The sequence below is a fragment of the Leptospira dzoumogneensis genome, assembly GCF_004770895.1.
In the GTDB taxonomy this organism is placed as follows: Bacteria; Spirochaetota; Leptospiria; order Leptospirales; family Leptospiraceae; genus Leptospira_B; species Leptospira_B dzoumogneensis.
In genome coordinates, this window is record NZ_RQHS01000005.1 from 612,713 (window position 1) to 634,668 (window position 21,956).

16 protein-coding genes are annotated in these 21,956 nt (G+C 40.9%); 6 read left to right on the forward strand and 10 right to left on the reverse strand.

Annotation, left to right across the window (positions count from 1 at the left end; all coding sequences use genetic code 11):
* Positions 1-128 precede the first annotated feature (128 nt).
* Positions 129-1,151 (forward strand): DUF2804 domain-containing protein, encoded by a 1,023-nt coding sequence (locus tag EHR06_RS04320; RefSeq protein WP_135755857.1) that lies wholly within the window; start codon positions 129-131, stop codon positions 1,149-1,151.
* A gap of 1 nt (position 1,152) precedes the next feature.
* Complete coding sequence (locus EHR06_RS04325) at positions 1,153-2,286, forward strand: acyltransferase family protein (RefSeq protein WP_425269478.1); 1,134 nt, start codon at positions 1,153-1,155, stop codon at positions 2,284-2,286.
* Here the strand turns inward: EHR06_RS04325 and EHR06_RS04330 are convergent.
* The 5 genes from EHR06_RS04330 to EHR06_RS04350 are packed head-to-tail and all read right to left on the reverse strand — an operon-like array spanning position 2,283 to position 7,734.
* On the reverse strand, positions 2,283-2,651 hold the full coding sequence (locus EHR06_RS04330; protein ID WP_100710994.1) for a response regulator: 369 nt from the start codon (positions 2,649-2,651) through the stop codon (positions 2,283-2,285). The two genes, EHR06_RS04325 and EHR06_RS04330, sit on opposite strands and share 4 nt — an antisense overlap.
* Before the next feature lie 18 nt (positions 2,652-2,669).
* Positions 2,670-3,716, reverse strand: a complete 1,047-nt coding sequence (gene cheB / locus EHR06_RS04335; RefSeq protein WP_135755859.1) for a chemotaxis-specific protein-glutamate methyltransferase CheB — start codon at positions 3,714-3,716, stop codon at positions 2,670-2,672.
* A 6-nt stretch (positions 3,717-3,722) separates the two neighbouring features.
* The gene (locus tag EHR06_RS04340) at positions 3,723-5,540 is read right to left on the reverse strand and encodes a chemotaxis protein CheA (RefSeq protein WP_135755860.1); all 1,818 of its coding nucleotides are present in this window, start codon (positions 5,538-5,540) and stop codon (positions 3,723-3,725) included.
* A 3-nt stretch (positions 5,541-5,543) separates the two neighbouring features.
* Positions 5,544-7,160, reverse strand: coding sequence for a HAMP domain-containing methyl-accepting chemotaxis protein (locus EHR06_RS04345; RefSeq protein ID WP_135755861.1), 1,617 nt, complete (start codon positions 7,158-7,160; stop codon positions 5,544-5,546).
* Between the two features lie 43 nt (positions 7,161-7,203).
* A complete protein-coding gene (locus EHR06_RS04350) occupies positions 7,204-7,734 on the reverse strand; it encodes a chemotaxis protein CheW (RefSeq protein WP_135755862.1) in 531 nt (176 codons plus the stop codon).
* Positions 7,735-8,454: 720 nt separating this feature from the next.
* Between EHR06_RS04350 and EHR06_RS04355 the strand changes: the two genes are divergently transcribed.
* Together EHR06_RS04355 and EHR06_RS04360 are read left to right on the forward strand one after the other, a co-directional pair.
* The gene (locus tag EHR06_RS04355; protein ID WP_244288488.1) at positions 8,455-8,964 is read left to right on the forward strand and encodes a chemotaxis protein CheD; all 510 of its coding nucleotides are present in this window, start codon (positions 8,455-8,457) and stop codon (positions 8,962-8,964) included.
* A gap of 60 nt (positions 8,965-9,024) precedes the next feature.
* Positions 9,025-10,233 (forward strand): sensor histidine kinase, encoded by a 1,209-nt coding sequence (locus EHR06_RS04360; RefSeq protein WP_135755864.1) that lies wholly within the window; start codon positions 9,025-9,027, stop codon positions 10,231-10,233.
* 14 nt (positions 10,234-10,247) lie between these two features.
* Here the strand turns inward: EHR06_RS04360 and EHR06_RS04365 are convergent, their stop codons facing one another.
* From EHR06_RS04365 to EHR06_RS04385, 5 genes are all read right to left on the reverse strand, one after another.
* Positions 10,248-11,522, reverse strand: a complete 1,275-nt coding sequence (locus EHR06_RS04365) for a sensor histidine kinase (RefSeq protein ID WP_135755865.1) — start codon at positions 11,520-11,522, stop codon at positions 10,248-10,250.
* Between the two features lie 441 nt (positions 11,523-11,963).
* The gene (locus EHR06_RS04370) at positions 11,964-13,175 is read right to left on the reverse strand and encodes an acetyl-CoA C-acetyltransferase (protein WP_135755866.1); all 1,212 of its coding nucleotides are present in this window, start codon (positions 13,173-13,175) and stop codon (positions 11,964-11,966) included.
* A 113-nt stretch (positions 13,176-13,288) separates the two neighbouring features.
* Positions 13,289-14,260, reverse strand: coding sequence for a YheT family hydrolase (locus tag EHR06_RS04375; RefSeq protein WP_135755867.1), 972 nt, complete (start codon positions 14,258-14,260; stop codon positions 13,289-13,291).
* 42 nt (positions 14,261-14,302) lie between these two features.
* Complete coding sequence (locus EHR06_RS04380; RefSeq protein WP_135755868.1) at positions 14,303-16,600, reverse strand: hybrid sensor histidine kinase/response regulator; 2,298 nt, start codon at positions 16,598-16,600, stop codon at positions 14,303-14,305.
* 165 nt (positions 16,601-16,765) lie between these two features.
* Positions 16,766-16,951: a hypothetical protein gene (locus EHR06_RS04385; protein ID WP_135755869.1), complete on the reverse strand. Its 186-nt coding sequence runs from the start codon at positions 16,949-16,951 to the stop codon at positions 16,766-16,768.
* Positions 16,952-17,052: 101 nt separating this feature from the next.
* On the opposite strand from EHR06_RS04385, the gene EHR06_RS04390 reads away from it, so the two are divergent.
* A complete protein-coding gene (locus EHR06_RS04390) occupies positions 17,053-18,660 on the forward strand; it encodes a TolC family protein (protein WP_135755870.1) in 1,608 nt (535 codons plus the stop codon).
* Positions 18,657-21,956: an efflux RND transporter permease subunit gene (locus EHR06_RS04395; protein WP_135755871.1), complete on the forward strand. Its 3,300-nt coding sequence runs from the start codon at positions 18,657-18,659 to the stop codon at positions 21,954-21,956. The genes EHR06_RS04390 and EHR06_RS04395 overlap by 4 nt, the downstream gene beginning before the upstream one ends.

Here is a 21,956-nt window from a genome sequence, read left to right on the forward strand (position 1 = left end):
TGCCGATATTCCCGAACGATTGTTAGGTCGATCTTGGTATGAAAAAGTTAATTGTAAAGCAGATTTGGTTGATGAGGTAGAAATCCCATTGATTTTTCAACTAAGCGTTCGAAAATCGAGCGAAATCTATGCAAAAAATTATCGGGCCCGAAAATCAAGTGCACTATGGAGTTTGGGATGGTCCGATCGAATTCAATCATCACGATTTTACTCTTCTGGATTTTTTCGGAAAAGAGATCAAAGGGCTTAAAAAGAAGTTCGCCTTCCATTCTTTCAATTATCTAGGGATCATGATGGAAGACTGTTTGGTCGGGATCGCGGCCGTGAGTCTTGGATATGCGTATAACGTGTTTGCTTATCTATATAAATTCGATCAGGGTAAAGTCTACGAATTCGATGTAAAAGGCCCCGACTTAGGTCTTGCTTTAAAATTCCCGGCTAATCCGGATGAATACGAGATTTCTTTCAAAAAGGGAAAGTCCTTCCTGAATATCCGCAAGTCCCATTCGGAAGGAAAACTTCTACTAGATGCGAACTTTGGAAATAAATTGGAGATCTCGGGAGAATTCCCATATTCTCTGATCACTCATAATCCTCTTAGGGTCCTAAATCCTTCCGAGCCGAGTCGTTGGACATTCACTGAAAAATGTTCTCCTTTGATCCCTGATCGTATCAGTGTAAAATATGAGAAGAAGGAACTGGTCAGGGATCCTTCCAGGACAACTATGGTCTATGATTGGTCCGGCGGTTATTTGAGAAGGGAGACAAATTGGTATTGGGCCGCATTCTCTTCCGTACTTCCGGATAGGACCAAAATAGGAGCCAATTTTGCGGCTTTAGTAAACGAAAGTTTTTTTCCGGAGAATGCTTACTGGATCGATTCCGAAAGACAAAGAGTCAGCAGATGTATATTCGATTTTTCTCATAAAGATCCGTATAAACCTTGGAGGCTTTGGGACGAAGATGGGCGTATCCGCTTGGAATTCGAACCAAAGGGAGAAAGAAGAGAAAAAGTAAATCTGATCTGGACCAAATTATATTTCAGGCAATTTGTAGGAAAATTTTCAGGAAGTTTCAGGCCGGAAAAGGGAAGGGAAGTCCAGATCAAAGATGTCTGGGGTTTCACCGAGTTCCATAGATCTCTTTGGTAGTATTTACAATTTGAAATCCGAAAATCCGATCCGTATCTTATCCATTGATCTTTTGAGAGGTCTGACTGTGGCGGGGATGATCCTGGTGAATAACCCGGGAACCTGGTCCAATATGTATTGGCCTCTCAAACATGCAAAATGGGATGGATGTACTCCGACAGATCTGGTGTTTCCTTTTTTTCTTTTTGTGGTAGGAGCTTCCATTCCTTACTCCATATCCAATGGAATACAAGAATTTCCTAAAATACTAAAACGTGCATCTATCCTGATCTTTCTAGGATTGTTTTTGAATTTTTTCGGAGAATGGAGTTTTGCCAATCTTAGATTTCCTGGAGTTCTGCAAAGAATAGGGTTCGCTTATTTTTTCGGTGCGATCGTATATCGTGAGAAAAATCTAAAATTCAGGATCTTTCTATTTGTATCCTTACTGATCTCTTATTGGTATTTACAGGAATTTGTTCCTCCTCCTGGAGCTTTAGAGCCAAGTATGAAAGAAGGAAAAGACTGGGGAGCCTGGTTGGATAGAGAAATTTTTGGCCAAGCACATTTGTGGAAATTCGGTAAAGTCTGGGATCCGGAAGGACTTTTGACTTCTTTTACATCCATAGGTTCTGTATTCTGCGGGATTTTTGCGGGAGAATTTATTAAGGTCCATTTGGAGAAGAGGGAGTCTCTTCTTTCTATATCCGGAAAAATAGCGTTAGGCGCATTTATCGTTCTGCTTGTGAGCGGGGTTTGGGGAATTTATTATCCGATCAATAAAAGTTTATGGACCGGAACTTATTCTCTTTGGACCGCAGGATGGGCCCTGCTTGTTATTTCTTTGTTTTTAATTTTAGAAAAATTCGATAGATTAGAGTTTAAGGCTCTGAAAATTTTTCTTCTTCCTTTCGGAAAGAATGCTTTGCTTGTGTTTTTCGGCTCGGGGATTTTTGCCAGAAGTTTGAATATAATCATGGTCTCTTCTCCGGAAGGGAAAAAGATCCCTTTGAAAAATATGATCTATCTAGAATATTATAAAAGCTGGATAGATTCCCCGGAGTTGAGTTCTTTTTTATATTCCGTAACTGTGTTGGTCTTATGGTTTTTGATCCTTTTCTTTTTGGATAAAAAAAGATTATATTGGAAAATTTAAGAACCGATCAGATGTTTTACCGCCGCGAGAAGATCCTCGTCGTTAAAAGGTTTGATCATCCATCCTTTTGCTCCTGCATCCTTTCCTTGTGATTTCATTGCGTCACTGGATTCAGTGGTAAGGATCAGTATTTTCATACTTTTTCCTTTTTCAGTTCTTAAAACTTCCTTAGTGAGTTCTATTCCTGTTCTGCCGGGCATATTCACGTCGAAGATACCTATGTCGAAAGGACCCTCCGATTCTATTTTAGTAAGTGCTTCATCAGGACCTGCTGCCTTACATACGGAATAACCTTCTTCCGTAAGAGTGAAATCTAAAAGTTTTAAAACTGTGGGAGCGTCGTCTACGCAGAGTATCTTTGTCATTTTCTACCTAACCTTTGATTAATTATAACTGTTTGCTGTTCCGAAACATAGTTCTGAAATTTTTTCCGGGATATTGTCTAATGAGATCTGTTCTTTTACTGCGCCCATCTCATATGCTTCTCTAGGCATTCCGTACACTACGGATGTGGATTCGTCTTGACCGAAAGTCATTGCGCCTTTTTCGGAAAGCGCCTTGAGCCCTCTAGCTCCGTCTTTTCCCATTCCTGTGAGAAGAAAGGCCGCGCAAAAAGAAGCCAATGGGGATCTTGAAATTGAATTGAATAATACGTCTACGGAAGGTCTATGACCTGTGACCTTCTCTCTTTTATGTATTCGAATATTATAATATGGAGGATCTCCAATTTCCATATGATGATCCCCTCTGGCTACATACACGTTCCCTTTCGAGATACTCTGGCCTTCTTGGGCCTCTTGGACCTTTAGAAGAGAAACGGAATCCAATCTTTCCGCAAACATTCCCGTAAAATATTCGGGCATATGTTGTACGATCAAGATAGGAGGAAGTTCTCCGGGAAGATTTCGAAGTAAATATTCTATCGCTTGTGTTCCGCCTGTAGAAGCTCCGATCGCGATCAATTTGATCTTAGAAACCGCGGAGCCTGTCTGGGTTTTTGTTTGAGAGGTCTTTTGATTTCGGTTTAATACGTCGGAAACATTCGTTTTGGCGCAGGCTCGGATCTTATTCTTAAGTTCCAGCATCATTCTGAGGAAATCTTCCTCGCTTCCGTCCGCTTTTTGAACGAAGTCTAAAGCCCCTGCTTGTAAGGAATCTAATGTTACTTTGGCTCCCGCTTCCGTGAAGGAGCTAAGCATAATAACCGGAATAGGAAATTTAGGCATCAGCCATTGTAGGAATTCTATCCCGCTGATATCGGGCATCTCCACGTCTAATGTGATCACATCGGGTCTTGCTTTTAGGACTTCCTTCATTGCTTCAGTCGCAGTAGAAGATCCCACCACCGTAAATCTGGGATCATCCTGCAATTGGGAGGCGATTATCTCACGGACAATCCGGTTATCGTCTATGATATACACCTTGATCATTCTAGCTTAGGCCAATTTTTCCAGACTTAGATTTGAGTTTTCATTCGTGGACGTACCAGCCGTAGTACCGTGGAATTTTTCGAAAAGGAATTTGGTATCTAGTATCAAACTTACTCTTCCGTTGCCTAGGATCGTAAATCCGTTCACTCCCTGGGCCTTTTGGATAGAAGAAGAAAGCGGTTTGATCACAATATTCTGATTTCCTAATACTTCATCCACGAGTATTCCCAAGAATCTGTCTTCATTCTCTAAAATGATCAAGACAGGATTTTTACTTTTGTATTCCAGTTTTTCCCTGAGACCGAGTAGATCATTGATCCGTATCACGGGTATATAGATCCCTCTTAAGTCCAAGACCTCTTGGTCCTTATAAGGATGGATCAATTTCTGATCTTTTAGACTTACTAATTCGCTGATTTCTATCGTAGGCAGGGTGAGATAGGTACCTCCTACTTCGAAAACGGTCCCTTCAATAATCCCTAAAGTAAGAGGAATTCTTAAAATGAAAGTGGTACCTTCTCCTTTTTTGGAACGCACCTCTACTTTACCGTTCAGTTTTTTGATATTCTGGAGAACGATATCCATTCCGACACCTCTGCCGGAAATATCGGTGAGTTTTTCCGCTGTAGAAAATCCCGGAGTGAATATAAGTTGGAAAACTTCCTTATCGCTCATTTCGTCCGGATTTCCTTTTAGGATACCTTTTTCTCTGGCTTTGTTGATGATCTTTTCTCGATCAAGCCCTCGTCCGTCATCCGCTACTAGGATCCAAACTTCGTTTGCGGATTGTCTCGCTTGTAAACGGATGATCCCTTTATCTTTTTTGCCGAGTTCCGCTCTTTCTTCCGGAGCTTCTAAACCGTGATCGATAGAATTTCTTAATAGATGGATGATCGGATCTTGGATGATCTCTACTACGGATTTATCTACTTCCGTATCTTCTCCGCCGATCTTGAAATCCAATTTTTTCTGGGAACGTTTTTGTAAGTCTCTTACCAACCGATTCATTTTTTGAAAGGTGGATGATAAAGGTACCATTCTCATGGATAACGTAACTTCTTGTAGATCTCGTACGATCTTGTGAAGATGTCTTGCTGCAGAACGGAAACCTTCTAATCTTAATCCTTCTAATTCTGGGTGATGGATCACGTTAGACTCCGCTATTACCAATTCTCCCATGAAGTCCATTAGTTGGTCTAACTTATCCGTAGTGATACGAATATCTTTCTTTTTCTCGACGACTTGGACTTCTTGTATGATCGGGTTTACTTCCGAAGAAGTAGCCGGGATTTTTTCCACGATTGCGGGTTTAGTCTCTTCTTCGAAAAATCCGAATCCTTTCGGAGCAGGGGGAGCCTCTTCTTCAAAAAATCCGAATTTGTTTTCTGGAGTAGTTTTTTCTTTTTCGGAACCTTTGGAAATTCGATCCAATTGTTCTTTAAGTTTATTTCGGATGATCTCGGTTTCTTGCTCAAAACCGGAATCGGTTTTTTCCTCTTCCACACGATCGAATATTCTGCGGAGAAGGTCCAAAGTTTCCATCAGATCGTCGCTGAAATCGAACTCGGTAACTTTATCCTGATTTCTTAATATATCTAAAAGTGTTTCACCCAGGTGAGTGATCTTGACCACCGTTTCCAGTTTTAATAAACCGGAAGAGCCCTTGAGGGTATGGAAAAAACGGAAGGCCTTGTTTAGAGTTTCCGGATTCCCTTGACCTGCGGTCTCAATTTCCTCTTCTAATGTTAGGAGAGAAGTTTCAGCTGAGTCGATCAGGTCTCGGGCTTCCGAAACGAATTCCGAAAGAAGATGTTCTCGATCCATATTTTATACTTTGATTTCGCCGGAGTTCTCTTCCGATCCGGAAGAAGTTTCGGAATGGCTAGTTGCCTCGGATTCTTCTTCTATCAGAGGAAGGAAGTTTTTTCCATTCGATGCCTTTTTAGGATCTTTTTTTGCGTTCCCGAATTGAGAAGCTGCATGTTTTAGATCGAAATGAGGAGCATGGAAATGGGATTTGATCGGTTGATTTACAGGTGAGCTACTTCTATCCTGCTTTTTGGATTTTCCTTTGGAAGCAGTTAATACTTCTTCTCTGATCTTGATCAGAGTTCCCATTACTTCTAAAAGAGTTTCCGCTTGTTCGTTCAATTCTTTCGCAGTGGACGCTAACTCTTCCGATGCAGCGGCATTCTCTTGAGTAGCTTGGTCCAATTGGACCATTGCAGTATTGATCTGAGTAATACCTCTTGCTTGTTCATCGGAAGAAACTGAAATTTCTTGGATCAGCTTTGCAGTATTCTCTATACTCGGAACGATCTCTTCTATTAGTTTTCCTGCATCTTCAGCGCGCTCTACCGAATCTTTAGAAAGTCCATTGATCTCTTGGGCGGCGATCTGGCTTCTTTCTGCGAGTTTTCTTACCTCGTCGGCAACCACTGCGAATCCTTTCCCGTGTTTACCCGCTCTAGCTGCTTCGATCGCAGCGTTTAACGCTAGTAAGTTGGTTTGGTAAGCGATCTCTTCTATAATATTGACTTTTCCGGAGATCTTTTTCATTGCATTTAAGGTTTCCAGCACGGACTTTCTACCCTTACTCGCATCTTTAGCGGAAGATTCCGCCATAGAGTTCGTCTCTTTTGCATTATGGGAGTTCTGCTCTATCGTAGAGGACATTTCTTCCACTGCTGCAGTCGTTTCTTCTAAACTGGCTGCTTGTTCATTGGAAGATTGGCTTAAGGAGAATGCGGTCGCGGATACTTGTGCTGCCGCTGAAGAGACCGAACCTACTACTTCTAACGCGGTGCTTAGGGCCTTATTGACTGAGACTGTGATCCAAACAGCGCAGCCTACGGCGATCAAAGAAGAAATTATAGGGATTAGGATCATCAAAAAAGTGGTTTCAGCATATAGCTCGTCCGTGTTCTTATTTGCATCATCCAATTCTTTTTGAGCACGATCGATCATTTGGTTGAGGAAACCTTCCATCTTATCCAAATAACTTCTGAGTTGAACTTGAGAGAGCTGTCTTGCTTCTACGTTCTTATTGATATACGCGAGATCTAAAACTTTTTTCAGGGTAGCTCTATAATCTTTTTCTACTACTCTGAACTCCTCCATATTTTTTTTGCCTGCTTCCTGGAGCAGGGGATAAACTTCGGGGCTCAACTGGGAGACGATAGCTAAATTTGTTTCCGTTTCACCGATATACCTTTTCATATCTTCTTCTTCGGTGGAAAGGATAGTGTTTTTTTCGGCCCGGGTGACCTTGAGTATCGCGGTTCGCATCGCTAAAAGCATAGTAGATTTTTTAGCGGAAACGTTGACCGCTTTAGTGACTACTGCATTAAAAGTATTTAAACGATATATTGCAAATCCTGCTACGAAGATCAACAGAACGACTACGGTTGAGAATCCTATGGTTAATTTGGCTTTGACGCTCATTCTTCTATCCTTGATTTATTATAAATTTCTTTTGTTTGGTTGTTTAAGCTGGAGTTCCGGTTTCCGGAAGTTTGTCATGTAGGACTTCCAACTCGTCGTCTCTCAGTAGTTTACGCACATCGAGCAGGATCTTTACGGATTCTTCTACTTTTCCGAAAGAGGCGATAAAACGATTTGCTTCTCCGTCTCCCATCTTTGGAGCGGGTTCGGTGTTTTCGGAGGGAATACTTACCACTTCGCGAACAGTGTCCACGATGAGTCCAAGACTTTCTCCTTCTATGTTTAAGATGATTACGCAGGTTTTTTCGGTATAAGGAATGGATTCCATATGGAATCTTAGCCTAACATCAATTAGTGGAACTACTTTGCCTCGGAGGTTGGTCACTCCTTTGATAAATGCAGGCATATCGGGAACTTCCGTGATAGGCTGCATCCCGATGATCTCTATGATATATTTGATCTCTAATCCGTATTCTCTGTCGGTCAGTGAAAAGACTAAATATTTATTCTCTAGTGTGTCTTCATCATCCGCTTCATCTTCTTCCAGAAGAAGATCTATTTCGTTTTCTGCCATATTTATCCTCGATATTCTTTTCCGAGTAGTCCCTGCACTCGAATAGAATTTGTTTTGTTTGTCTCGAATTCAACATAGCCCGTCGATTTTAACATAAAGACCGCGGGCAGACATACTAAAATAATTTATTTCAAACAATTCTTAGAGCCTTAAATTATGTCGGATTATTTGCGAAGTTTTGAGATCTTTCTTATATCTATGTTGAAAGATCCGAATTCCGTTTTTTTAAACCGATCTTTTACGGTTTTATCTTTTATAAGAACTAGACCGGCAAGATGTTCGATGGATAAAAAAATAATCCTAATTTATTTCTATTCTTTTTTGATCTCTGGCTTCTAAATTTTTCATAAGACGAACTTAATATAGAAAAAAATAAACGGACTCTAATATCTTATGAAATAATTTTTAAATCCATTTTTAAAAACTAGAGCTAAAGGATTACTCTGCATTCCTTACCTTACTTTTTTATTAATCGCTCGTTCAAGTAGAGCAAGGCCTGATTTAGTATTTAAAGAAAACGTAAATAGATTTTTGGAATTTCTTTCGTAATTTTCGGAAAAATATAATTTCACTTTCTTCTTAAAGAACCGTTGTTACATTAGGTCGATTTTCAAAGTCGTATTAGAGTATACTATAGCGCGGGCGGATTGATTGGAATCAAATAGAGTCATTGAAGAAGAGGAAAAAATCCCGTCGGTGTTTGTTAATGTAGGAGAATGTTTGTTTTCCCAAACTCCAGTCGCGATGAAAACCCTCTTAGGTTCCTGCGTATCGGTATGTCTATTCGATCCGTTCAATAGATTCGGCGGGATGAATCATATACTTCTCCCAGGAAAATCGGGCATTGATGATTCCGCAAGATTCGGGATCAATGCTATGGAATTATTGATCAATGAATTCGTGAAGAAAGGAATTCCCAGAAGCCGTTTGCAAGCAAAGATTATAGGCGGGGGGAAGGTTTTAAGACTAGGCCCTAAAACTGTTCCGATAGGCGAAAGAAACGTAGAGTTCGTGAAAGAATTTTTAAGATCGGAAGAAATTTCTGTTTCCGGAGAAGAAACAGGAGGCCAGTATTATAGAAATCTACGCTTTTTCACACATACTTTCGAAGTGTTTGTAAAACGTGTACAGATCGATCTAGAGAAAAATATGATCGAAAAAAACGAAGCGGCTTATTTGGACAAAATACGGGAGAATATGCGGAAAAAAACGCCGACCACTTTCTTTTAATTTCGAACGAAAACTCAAGAACGTTTAGAAATAAGTATCGGCGCCGCTTAGGAGAAACGATTGAATTCCCTCGTACGCAATTTACTATCACCCGCTATTCTCACCGAAGAAAACGGCAAAATTATAGAATCCAACGACAAGTTTGCCGAGCTGATCGGTAAAGAGTTGGATGCCACTTTTGATTATCTAGATTGGATCCATCCGGTAGATAGAGAACATGAGGCTTCTTTATGGGAAAAAGATCCAAGCCTCAAACATTATGAAATGATAAAACGTCTGAAAAACACGGACGAGATATACTTAGCCTACCATACCGTCACATCCAGAACAACGGATGGAAATTTATTAACTTTATTTCTTCCCATGGAGACTAAACTCCCTTCCGATTTTAAGAATATTTCCATTCATCCTACCGGAGAAAGTGTAAAGAAGGCCGAGATAGAAATTTATCGAAAAGCATTGGAAATTTTCGACTGGAAACAATCCCTCAAGGATAGGTATTCCTCCACCGCTTGGATGGATTCCGCGATAAAACAGATCAATATCACTTTGATGCAGGGAACGGGCGTAGGAAGTTTGATGAGCGTTCTTTCCATGATACTTTCCAAAGCAAAGAAGAAAGAAGGCGCCGAATTTGTGGAAATCCGCTCTAATCTATTCGATCTTTTGCAGGACGGGGTAGCAAGCGCATCAAGGTTCACTAAATTTTTATCTTCTGCCCAGGCACTTTTCGAAGAAAGTGAAACTCCCGACGAAATAGGAACGGTTGCTGAATTTGTGGATGTATTGAGAGAGGTGATAGACGATATCAGGCCTTCCGTTCTTCTCAAGGACCAAAAGATCCTAGTATCAGATAATTTGCATATTCTTTCCAATCGTTTGAGATTTAAGAAACCTTGGATCTCTACAATTGCAAAAGAAGTTTTGATCAACGCATTAAAGTATTCTCCCGATAGATCCAGCGTTCTGATCCTGGTGCTTAGGATCGGAGATGAGCTGCAATTTAAAGTGATCAACGATCCTCCATTTTCAGGTTATATACAGGATTTTCATGAGGATCTTGTATTTGAACCTTTTTATAGAGGAGTCAAATTTATGGACGAACGTTTCGACCAGGAACAATTCGGAATGGGCCTTGGGCTCCCCGTAGTTAAAAAGTTAGTAGAGTTACAAAATGGAAAAGTGCATCTGCAGACAATGAACCTAAATCTGGATGATACCAGAAAAGAAGGGATCTGTCTTACGATGCGTTTTCCTGTTATAGAGTAGAATTACACTGTATTCTAAACTTTCTGAAAAACTGGCAGATCCATTTCCATTAGGACCATCGTCTCTTCTTCCTCGTCCAAAAAGCTTGTTACGTTGAATGTGGAAATTTTTCCTTCGTGGTTCGAAACTATTTTTTCCACCAATGGCAGCCCTAATCCATAATCCAAGGTAGGGACGTCTTCGTGTACGTATTTGGTCAGTCTTGCAAAAGGTTGGAATACGAACTCCGATTCTTCGTTGGGGATCCCTTTTTTACTCCCACCTTCTATCTTAGGAGAATTTAAAACAGAGATCAGAAGTTTTCTTTTTTTCAAAGTGAATAATACATAGATCGTAGTCTCGGGTTCCGAAAATTTGATCGCATTCAGGAGCAGTTCTTCTACCGCTTTTTTAAAACTTTCTTCGTGGATACCTACGGTTGCTCTGGAGTTTACATACTTGTCTTCGCAGATCTTGATATGAAGTTTTTTGAATCTTGAAAGTTCGTATACGTTATGTATTTCTTTCCTGAATAGATTGTGTATTTGGGAAATGGAATACTCTTCCTTGATCTGAGCGTTATGGATGAAATAATCCATTTCGTTAAAAATTTCTATGATCCTGTTTGCGGTTTCCGCATTGGATACCAGTAGATCTATTAGAGTAGCGGGGACCTCGTAATGAGTACCGTTCTGCTTCGCTTTTTTACGTATTAATCCGATCGCGGATACCAATGCACCGAAACCGGATCCCTGACTTAAAGAAGTCCTAATATTCGAGATAAGATAGGCGCTTTTTGTTTGTAGATCCTTGCGGATCAGATCCTTACGGAACGAATTCCAATCCAAATCCCCTTGGATCTTATTAATTCTTTCCGTTTCAAGATTATCCTGTAAGAGATCCAGCTCCCAATTTTCCTTTATATGTTTGAGAGTATCTTTGATCTCTTTGGGAGAAGTTGCGTTAATGTCTATGCAGTCGAAGGCTCCCAAACGTAAGGCTTTAACTATCGTCTTAGCATCCGGACTTTCCAATCCTAAGATAAAAGAAGGAGATCTTTTGGCTGCAAAGAATTTTCGGGTCAATGTCTCGAATTGAGAGATATCTAACTCCGAGTATACGATCCCAAAATCGCGATCAATATTTAGATCTTCTAATGAAAAAGAATGAAGGACAGTGAGTCCCACATCTTCGCAGATTTTAGAGATCAGTTCCGATCTTTCGGGACCGATCCCGACTAACAAAATATTTTTTTTAGTCCGGCGTTCCGATTGCCGAACATCTTTTTTTTCTATTCCAGCGTTCGTCATAGACGAGCTCCATCCAAAAGCATTCCCGAATATTCGGAAAATATCTATGTAATATATTTTTAATGAGCCATAACTCTAGAATAACGCGGGAAATTGAAATATTTAATTTTTTAACTTTTGTATACTAAGATGATAAATATGAAAAAAAAAATTTTATAAATTATGAATATCGGATATTTTGAAATTATACGTAAAATAATTTCCATATAATAACACTTTTGGAGTATATTATAATTTACGACTAAACAAAACGTGTTACCTCATATGGGAAATTTATTTTTGAGATTTGTTTGAAATAATGAAATATATTAACTTAAATTAGTCGGAATTCGTATTGTAAGGATTATGCGCTGCGGAACGGATATTCGAGAGAGTGTGTAAAAATAAAAATGCCGCTTTTCGGTCGAAAAGCGGCATCCTTAAAATGAGGAAAATTAGGTGTTAGATCCTTTCGATTACTGTTGCGATCCCCATTCCTCCGCCTATGCAGAGAGTAATGAGTGCGTAACGTTGATTTCTTCTTTCTAATTCGTCCAATGCGGTCCCGAGAAGAATAGCTCCTGTTGCTCCCAGAGGATGTCCTAAAGCGATTGCTCCTCCGTTTACGTTGATCTTCTCCAGAGGGATCCCCAAAGTTTTTTGAGTGTAAAGAACCACGGAAGCGAATGCTTCGTTGATCTCCCAAAGATCGATATCTTCCACTTTTAGTCCTGCCATTTGGAGCGCTTTTTTGGAAGCGGAAACAGGCCCTGTTAACATGATGGTAGGGTCTTCTCCAGTAGCTACCGTAGAGAGTATTTTTGCTCTAGGCTTTAATCCGTATTTTTTGATCCCTTCGTCGTTAGCGAGCAGAACGGAAGCGGCGCCGTCCACGATCCCGGAAGAGTTTCCGAGTGTGTGGATATGATTGATCTTTCCCACATCAGGATAGGATCTTAATGCGATCGCATCTAATTCTCTTTCACCGACTGTTTTAAAAACTGCACCTAAACTGGAAAGGAATGCGTAGTCGGATTCTATACGAGGGTTCTCATCAGTATCCACTACTGTTCCATCTTCTAACTTTACCGGAATAATGGATTTTTTGAATACACCGTCTTTGATCGCTTTGTCAGCTTTCAATTGAGAAGACTCTGCGAATTTGTCCGCTTCTTCTCTGCTGATATTATACTTGGTTGCGATCAGATCCGCGGAAATTCCTTGAGGAACAAGATTATAATGTTTTTGTATATTAGGATTTCCTATATTAAAATCCCTGTCTCCTAGATCGGCTCCCATTTTTACCCGGCTCATGGACTCCACTCCGCCGCCTAAGCCTACCGCCATTGCCCCTGACTGAACATGGTTTGCGATATTGTTTACCGCTTGTAATCCTGATCCACAGAAACGGTTTACTGTATATCCCGGAACGGAATTTGGCCATTGTGCAGCCATGACCGCGTAACGTGCGATACATGCAGCTTGGTCATCCACTTGGGAAACACAACCTAAAACAACTTCTTCTACGATTTCCGGTTTTAATCCGTTTCTTTCTTGGATCGCTAATAGAGTTGAGGCGGAAAGTTCTTGCGGGTGAACTGATGCAAGTGTTCCTCTTTTTTTACCTTTTCCTCTCGGGGTGCGAACCGCATCGATAACGTATGCGTTGGACATAGTATTTCTCCTATAACGAAAGCCGTTCGGTTATTCTTGAACTTATGTTCAAAAACGAAATATGCTTACGGCTTGAGTTTAGAAGAAAGGAGGGAAAAGCAAGCCACTTCTTCTTATCCGAATATAACTTTATCGAAGACCCTGAAGTACCAGCAGTCTCCTTTTAAGTTTTCATAAAATCCGTTATGGCCTCCGTATTTTTGGATGAATATCCTAAGCTTGGAACTTTTAGGGATCTCCTTGAATTCGTCGGGACGTATGATCGGATCGTCTGCGGATGTAACTATAGTCAGATCCACTTTCAATTTTTCAAAATCCTTTGGACCCAATGTATAAGAATTAAAATAATCATCCGAGTTTTTAAACTCCACAGAAGATGCAACTATCCTATCAGTCATTTCCATGACTGTCTTTCCTTTCATGATATTCGGATAAGGATGTAGATCCGGAAAATGTACGTTCTTCTTAGCTAAAGATTGTCTCCATTTATCTAAGAAATATTTTCCTAGGATCAGTTTAGAATCCATCATTTCGGTCGCGGACTTTGGATGAAGAGGAGGACTGACGGCGATACAATGTTTTAAATTCGGGATACTTTGTTTATTCCTGGAATGTTCTCTTGCCACTCGGATCGTAAAATTCCCGCCCATAGAAAATCCGCCCAGGTATACCGGAAGTTTATGTCCGAATTCTTTTGCAACTTTGCGTACTGCTTCGTAGGTCTCTCGTATTAAACTTCCGTTAAACGGTTCCGGATTCAGATGATGAGTGTTCCCATGATCCCTTAAATTCAATCTGAAGATAGAAATTCCCTTATCGTAAAATCTTCTGGAAGTTCTTTGGATATAATTTGAATCCATACTTCCTTCCCAGCCGTGTATAAGCACTAGTAACGCTTTGTTTTGTGGAGACTTGGAATAATGACCTAATAAACGAACTCCTTTTCCTGCATCTATAACAACCGGAGAAGCAGTCTTGTCCATAGGATGATCCGGAATATTCTGCCTCATTAAAGAAGCTAAAACTGTTTGTACAAACGGATGTCTTAGATGAATGGGAGGTTTGAATGGATGAATGGTCTCCATACCGGCAATTCTCCGGATCCGGTTTTACGAGACAAGCATTCGTCAAAGAAAATCGGAAAGAACTTTATAAAGTTGTTTAGGTTGGAATGGTTTGCCGATAAAACCTTCTATCCCATGTTGAGCGCATTTTTCATATGCTTCCGAGAATGAACTAGCGGTGACTGCCACGATCGGTGTTTTTGCATTAAAAGAATTTAAAGCATGTATCGCATCCGCAGTATGATATCCGTCCATCTCAGGCATTTGTAGATCTAGTAGGATCAGATCGTACTTCTTTTCATTCGTATCTAAAAGTTTTAATGCTTCTCTGCCGCTTAGAGCGGAGTCCGATTGTATCCCTGTTTTACTTAAATGTTTGGATAGGATCTTTACATTGATCTCGTTATCATCTACGATCAAAACAGAGCCTGAAGAGAACTTAGGAACTGTTTCCGATTGTATCTGAGCCGGAGTAATCTGGATATCTGTTTCGGTTTTTAAAGGAAGAATGATAGAAAATTCGGAACCGAGTCCCGGCACGGAATCCAGTCGAATATCTCCTTTCATTTTGGAAGTTAGTCTTTTGACTATATAAAGTCCTAATCCTACTCCTCCATACTTACGAGTATCCGCTAAATCTTCCTGGTGGAATGCGTCAAAGATCCTTAGTCTTGCCTCTTCTTGGATACCTATCCCTGTATCTTTTACTTTGAATAAGATAGAGTTTTCTCCTTCTATATCTAAGGAGAGTGTGACCAAGCCCTTATCGGTAAACTTGATCGAGTTCGTGATCAGATTCAATAATACCTGTTCGATCCTGGTCCTGTCCCCTATGATCACTTTCGGGAATTTTTCGGAGATAGAGATCTTGAATTCTATCTCCTTCTCGAATGCTTTAGGTTCTACTAATATACGTATAAAGTCTATGAAGGTTTTGATCTCGAAAGGTTCTTCCTTGATCTCCATTTTGGCGGAATCCAAGGTGATGATCTGTAGTAGATCATCTATCAATCTAGAAAGGATCTCGGTAGAATCCGAAAGATCTTTTAAATATTCTTTTTGTTCCGAGTTCAATTCGGAACCTGCGAGAAGTGTAGCCATCCCGAATATTCCGTTTAAAGGGGTTCTCATCTCGTGAGAGATCATCCCTAAAAATTCTGACTTTGCTTTGTCTGCCCGTTCCGCTCTTTCTTTTGCTTGTTCTAAAGCTAATTCGGATTGTTTTGCGGCGGAGATATCCGTATGAGTTCCTACAATACGTGTAGGATCCCCATTCTCATCCTTGATGATAAGCGCTCTGGAACGGATAAATATATATTCTCCACTTTTTGTTTTGAATCTTAAGACCTTATCGAATCTTTCCGTTTCTTCGGATTGATGTCTTTGGAATGCGGAAAGTGCAATTCTAAGATCCTTGGGATGTACTAATTTTCTCCAGACCTGAAGATCATCGGAAGCGATCTCTTGGTCGGTAAAACCAAGCATCGTTTTCCATCTTTCGGAGAGGAAAAGTTGAGAAGTTTTCACATTATAATCCCAGTATCCGTCGTTGGATGCCAGATACGTGAACTCTAATTGTTCTTTTTGGATCCTAAGCTGATTTTCCACATTTCGGATTTCGGTAATATTTTTATTACTGATCACAAGGCCTTCGTAAACTCTGCTGATCTGAAGCAGATAAAATCCGGGATTTCCATGGGTGTCTTCAGTTTCGTATTCTTTCTTTACCGCCTGCTGAGTAAGATAAACATTCTTATACAGATCGAATGTCCCTAATTCAATAGTTTTGGGAAATAGTTTGCGTAAATTTTTACCGATAGCGATCTCTTTCGGCATTCCGATCTCGGCTTCCGCTGCAGGATTTAAGTCCTTATATAAAAAATCTATAATGGATCCTTTCTCATCAAAGATGGGCTCCAAATAATAAACCGCATCTTCGTTGCGATAGGCTGCTTCCCTAAAAATGTCTTTTTCTTTGATCTCTTGGTTTAGGTCCTTTGCAAGAGAAACGATCCAATCGTCCTTAGGGCAAAGCATCGTAGAGTCGAAATATTTTCCGGAAATTATAGACTTGCGAGTTCCTCTCCACTCCGAACCGGCCTTGCTAATGGAATCCATAAACTCGGTGATCTCAGGTTTAAGCTCGCTCACATCCGGTCTTAATTCCGTGAAATTTTTTCCTATAAGGAAAGACTTCTCCAGTCGTAAAAGTTTAGCGGCTTGTTCGTTGCAATAATGTAGTTTTATATCTTTGATCTTACCGGCTTCATCTCTGATCAGTTCGTTCACATATACGGAAGTCCCGTCCGAATGTTCAAAAAACTTAATGAATGTGAGAATGTCTGCAGGGATCTCGTTCATCTTCGTACTTGGGCTTGCACATTATAGGACGGCGGAGATCCTGAAAAGACCCCGAATTTCACGAAAGTAGGCAGCAAATCCTAGATGAGAAAGCTCTGGTCTAGTATCTGAAAGTGAGGAGTTGGAAAGGATTTTTTGAGGGGAAGAAGAAGTAAAATTCTCTTATTAAGGAACTTCTTCCTCCGGTCGGGTCCCTAAAAATTCATTTTCAGCATTTTGAGGGGTAAGTTTCCAAATTTCAGATCTTGGGGGATAGGTTTCTAAGACTTCCGCTTCCTTTTGCCCGGATTCCAGCTTTCTGCATAGATCCAGGAATGGGTGACGAAGGGAAGAAGCTCCACGTATGCTCATGTCCAGATTCTCCAATAATGAGACTCAATATCAATAAAATCTTTTCATTTCGAAAATTTTTCTATTGACGCGGGAAACAATAAAAAGAGATTTTGTTTCCTATGGGTGGAAACAAAATATACTATAAATGTTTCCCGTTGGATGTTATGCAACACAAACAGAATCAGGCAACCTTTCGCAGCGTACTTTACTTAGGTATTTTTCTAAGTGCTCTTTCTATATCCGGAGATACACGGGACGATCTGGAGAAAGAAGGAGTTTGGACCACTACTTCTCTTATCCGTTATTCTTTAGAGAATTCAGTTCAGGCAAAGATGAGCCGACTGGACCTGGAGAATTCCGAATATGATTGGGAGAAGGAGAACGGTAAATACAATTTTATCGGGACTTTAACCGCTAATACTCAAAAGACGAATAACTTACCTTTACCTCAATACACTTTGCAAGGTAGAGAGATCACAAGTAATACTCTATCCGCGGGTCTATCAAAAGTTTTTAATACAGGAACCACAGCTAGTTTAACGGTCTCCGACAACCGTTATGAAACGGATGCGGGGAAAAGACCGGAACAAAGAGGAACGATCGCTCAACAGTTCGCTCAACCAAGTCTTCACTTTGCAAATCTAGGTTTTACACTCAAACAAGAGTTATTAAAAAACGTTTTCGGATACCAGCAAAGAAGATCCTTGGAGATCAGCAGGAGAAGTTCCGCTGCTAGAAGATTGGACGCGATGAATACTCTCTCCAGGTCGGTAGTCCAATCCCTATTATCTTTTTGGAATTTATCCTTAGCGGACGAAAATCTTAAAACCGCAGAGCTTCTAGTCAAAAGTGTGAAGAATGTAAAGGATATTACTTCTTCCAAGGTTAGAATGGGAGTAGCGGAAGATTATGAGTCCGGCCAATGGAGTTCGCTTTTAATCTCGGCTGAGAACCAACTCAGACAGGCAAAACTGGAAAAAGACAGAGTTCGCAGGGACTTACTTGTTTCACTTGGAAAAGATCCTGAAACTAAAGTGAATTTCTCCTTAGTTTTGGATGATTCTCTTCCTACTCTAGGTGCGGAAGACTCGGAAACAGAAGAGGCATTCCAGCATAGATACGATTTCAAAAGTATCGCATTACAAAAACAGAATGCCGGAACAGCACTTGAAATTTCCAAAAACGGATTATTACCTTCTCTTTATGTGAGCGGAACTTATAATTCCCGCGAATACGATCGTAATTTTCCTCAAAGTTTCGATGGAATAGGGACTGGCAGATTTACCCAGAATTCCGCAGAGATCAAGATGGATTATCCTCTTGGGAACGATACTGCAAGAGCGGAATATAAGAATTCTTTAACACAAAGCAGGAAAATGGATCTTCTTTTGGAACAAACAAAAGAGCAGGTCAAAACCGACGTAAGACAAGGGCTGCAAAAGATCAGCACTACTTATGAGATCTTAGAAGAATCCAAAAAGAATCTTTCTCAAGCGGAGAAGTTTTACTCGGGCATTCTGCCCAGATACAGATACGGAAGAGCCACATCCGTAAACGTTAAGAACGCATTGGACTTGGTAGCGCAAGCTAGATACGGACTGATGCAGGCAAAAGTGAATTATAACTCGGCGCTAGTACAATACGAGCTCTCTAAGGGGACACTATTTCGCAAATACGGAATGGATGCCGAAGAAGTTCTGAACCAAAATACCGGAGATCAAAAATGAATTTTGCGGAACTATCGATCAAACGACCGATATTTATCACCTGTACGGTTCTCATCATTCTTGTTTCGGGATATCTTTCCCTAAACAAGCTGGGTGTGGACCTCTTCCCTAACGTAACCATTCCGGTAGTCACAGTGACTGTGCCTTATCCCGGAGCGGCTCCCAACGAGATCGAAACTCTGATCGCGAAACCCGTGGAAGATGAACTTTCCACTATCTCCGGAGTGAAAAGGATCCGTTCCACTTGTAGTGAAGGTTCAGGAACGATCATCCTGGAATTTACCTTAGAAACCGACGTGAAATACGCGGAACAACAGGTAAGAGATAAGGTCTCTGCGGTAAAACCTAAATTACCGAATGATATCAAAGAACCTATCATCAGAAGAATAGACCCTGCAGATCAACCAATCATCATTCTTGCATTGAATGCAAACTTGAGTGAAGCGCAGATCTACGATATCGCTAACGAAGAGATCAAACAAAATCTTTTAACCGCTAAGGACGTGGGAAATATCACTATCTACGGCGGACGTAAAAGAGAGATCCATGTCGCTTTAGATAGACAAAAATTAAAACAACATATGATCCCTGCTTCCGTGGTTTCCAATCGTTTGGCTTCCGGTGGAACGAATATACCTGCAGGTAAAGTGAGTAAGGCGGATTCGGAGCTGGTGTATAGAACCATCAACGAATTCAAATCTCCTCAAGAAATCAGAGACACTCCGATTTCCTTATTCGGGAACGAGGTTCCCGTTAAGATAGGACAATTGGGAGAAGTAGTAGATACTCTAGAAGATGAAAGTACTCGCGCGTACTTTAACGGAAAGAAGGCGGTCTTCTTGTTAGTATTCAAACAATCAGGTTCGAATACAGTAGCAGTCGCACAAGAGGTAAAAAAAAGGATAGATGATCTGAACAAGGAACTTGCGAGAAGAGAAGGTGGTGCTGTACTTTCTATCGCAAACGATAACTCCATTCAGATCGACGATAATATCTACGATGTAAAAGAAACGATCATCATAGGTATCGCACTCACTATCGTCGTGGTGCTTCTATTCTTAGGAAGTGTTAGATCCACGATCATTACCGGACTCGCATTGCCTAACTCACTTTTAGGTGCGTTCATCCTGATGGCGGTCGCTGGATTTACCGTAAACGTAATGACACTTCTTGCATTAAGTTTGGCGGTGGGGCTACTCATAGACGATGCGATCGTTGTTCGTGAGAATATTTTCCGACATAGAGAGATGGGTAAAACCGCAAGAGAAGCTTCTACGGAAGGAACAAAAGAAGTAACATTAGCTGTAATCGCGACTACTATGACTGTGATCGCGGTATTCTTGCCGATCGCATTCGTAAGCGGTGTAGTAGGACAGTTTTTAAGAGAATTCGGACTTACGGTTTGTTTTGCGCTTCTAATCTCTCTGTATGATGCACTTACGATCGCTCCGATGTTATCCGCTTATTTTGGTGGAAAAATTTCAGGAGCACATGCACAAGCAGGTCATGGACATTCTTCACAAGAATTCTTAAGCGTTCCTACGGATGGAAAGAAAAAGAAGAAGAATGGTGCAACCACCACTTTAGAGGAGATTGCATTCTCCAAGATAAGAGCGCAAGAGGCTCCGAAAGGAATTGTTTCCAGAGTTTTCTCCGCTTTATTCGAACTCTTAAAGTTTGTATTCACGATCTTAGGAAAAATTCTTTCTCCTGTGGAGAAGGGATTGGATTCAGTCTTATCCGGATTTAACGTATTCCAAACTTGGTTGGAAAATATTTACGCAAGCGTTTTGAAATTCACCTTAAAACGTCCAGTGTTCATATTGAGTAGTGCGGTTTTGATCTTTGTCGCCAGCTTGATGCTGACCAAATACATTCCGAAAACATTCTTGCCTGCACAGGACCAAGGAAAATTCCAAGTCACCTTGGACATGCCTCCCGGAACTTCCGTACATAAGATGGCGGAGATCGCACAAGAAGCATATAAAGAGATTTCTTCTCATAAAGAAGTTAAATTGGTAGCTATGTTCAATACGAACAGGACTGCGACTATGTTCGTGGAGATGATCCCAGCGAAAGAAAGAAATATGAACACTTCTCAGTTCAAAGATCTTCTTCGTAAAGAATTGGAATCATTCTCCTATGCAAACCCTATCGTAAAAGATGTGGATAACGTGGGTGGAGGACAAAGACCTTTCACTCTGGTAGTCAGCGGACAGAACGGAAAGGTAGTGGAAGAATATTCCAGAAAACTTTTCGAAAGATTAAGAGAATCTAAAGCGCTTCTGGATGTGGACACAAGTTATAGAGCTGGTGCTCCTGAATTCAGGGTCGTACCTGATCGCCAAAGAGAAGTGTTACTCGGAATTCCAGGAACAGTGATCGGAACGGAATTAAGGACTTTGGTAGAAGGAACTACTCCTGCAGTCTATCGTGAGAACGGAGTGGAATACGATATTCGTGTTCGTTTGAAAGAAGGTCAGAGAGATTTGAAGGATAACTTCTATAATTCTTTTGTTCCTAACTTCAATAATATGATGATCCCGATCCAAAACGTTGCTAAGGCGGAAGAGACAACCGGTCTTGCTACCATCAACCGTATGAACAGAAACCAATCTGTGGAGATCTATGCGGACGTAAATCCGGATGGACCTGGTATGGGTGGAGCAATGGAGGAAGTGGCAAAACTCACACAAACGGAATTGCCTCTTCCTCCGGGAGTTCGTATCGGATATACCGGACAGGCTGAGAACTTTAAGGAGATGGGAACTTCTCTCGGGATCGCTATGGGACTCGGGGTGTTATTCATCTATATGGTCCTTGCTTCCTTGTATGAAAGTTTTATCACACCTATCGCGATCATGTTGGTCCTTCCACTTGCGCTTTGTGGAGCGTTCATCGCTCTATTCATAACCCAAAAGTCCTTGGATATATTCTCCATGATCGGGCTAATCATGCTCATCGGGGTGGCTACCAAGAACTCGATCCTGCTCGTAGACTTCACGAATCAGCTTATACAAAGAGGTGTGGAAATGAAAGAAGCGATCATAGAGGCGGGAAGAGAACGTCTTCGTCCTATCCTAATGACTTCATTCGCTTTGATTGCCGGTATGGCTCCTATCGCGATCGGATTGAACGAGGCGTCGAAACAAAGGACAAGTATGGGTGTCGCGATCATAGGCGGATTGATCTCTTCTACAGTGCTTACGCTAGTAGTAGTTCCGGCAGCATTCTCTTATATAGAGAAGTTGAACAATTTGGTCCGTAGAAATTCTCCGGATCCGGATGCGCGATAA

What these genes read in the sequence shown, in the direction of transcription:
- EHR06_RS04330 (WP_100710994.1), bottom strand. Translation starts at nt 2,651, where the DNA reads ATGACAAAGATACTCTGCGTAGACGACGCTCCCACAGTTTTAAAACTT.
- cheB (WP_135755859.1), bottom strand. Translation starts at nt 3,716, where the DNA reads ATGATCAAGGTGTATATCATAGACGATAACCGGATTGTCCGTGAGATA.
- EHR06_RS04395 (WP_135755871.1), top strand. Translation starts at nt 18,657, where the DNA reads ATGAATTTTGCGGAACTATCGATCAAACGACCGATATTTATCACCTGT.
- EHR06_RS04340 (WP_135755860.1), bottom strand. Translation starts at nt 5,540, where the DNA reads ATGGATCGAGAACATCTTCTTTCGGAATTCGTTTCGGAAGCCCGAGAC.
- EHR06_RS04380 (WP_135755868.1), bottom strand. Translation starts at nt 16,600, where the DNA reads ATGAACGAGATCCCTGCAGACATTCTCACATTCATTAAGTTTTTTGAA.
- EHR06_RS04345 (WP_135755861.1), bottom strand. Translation starts at nt 7,160, where the DNA reads ATGAGCGTCAAAGCCAAATTAACCATAGGATTCTCAACCGTAGTCGTT.
- EHR06_RS04350 (WP_135755862.1), bottom strand. Translation starts at nt 7,734, where the DNA reads ATGGCAGAAAACGAAATAGATCTTCTTCTGGAAGAAGATGAAGCGGAT.
- EHR06_RS04320 (WP_135755857.1), top strand. Translation starts at nt 129, where the DNA reads ATGCAAAAAATTATCGGGCCCGAAAATCAAGTGCACTATGGAGTTTGG.
- EHR06_RS04390 (WP_135755870.1), top strand. Translation starts at nt 17,053, where the DNA reads ATGGGTGGAAACAAAATATACTATAAATGTTTCCCGTTGGATGTTATG.
- EHR06_RS04385 (WP_135755869.1), bottom strand. Translation starts at nt 16,951, where the DNA reads ATGAGCATACGTGGAGCTTCTTCCCTTCGTCACCCATTCCTGGATCTA.
- EHR06_RS04370 (WP_135755866.1), bottom strand. Translation starts at nt 13,175, where the DNA reads ATGTCCAACGCATACGTTATCGATGCGGTTCGCACCCCGAGAGGAAAA.
- EHR06_RS04375 (WP_135755867.1), bottom strand. Translation starts at nt 14,260, where the DNA reads ATGGAGACCATTCATCCATTCAAACCTCCCATTCATCTAAGACATCCG.
- EHR06_RS04365 (WP_135755865.1), bottom strand. Translation starts at nt 11,522, where the DNA reads ATGACGAACGCTGGAATAGAAAAAAAAGATGTTCGGCAATCGGAACGC.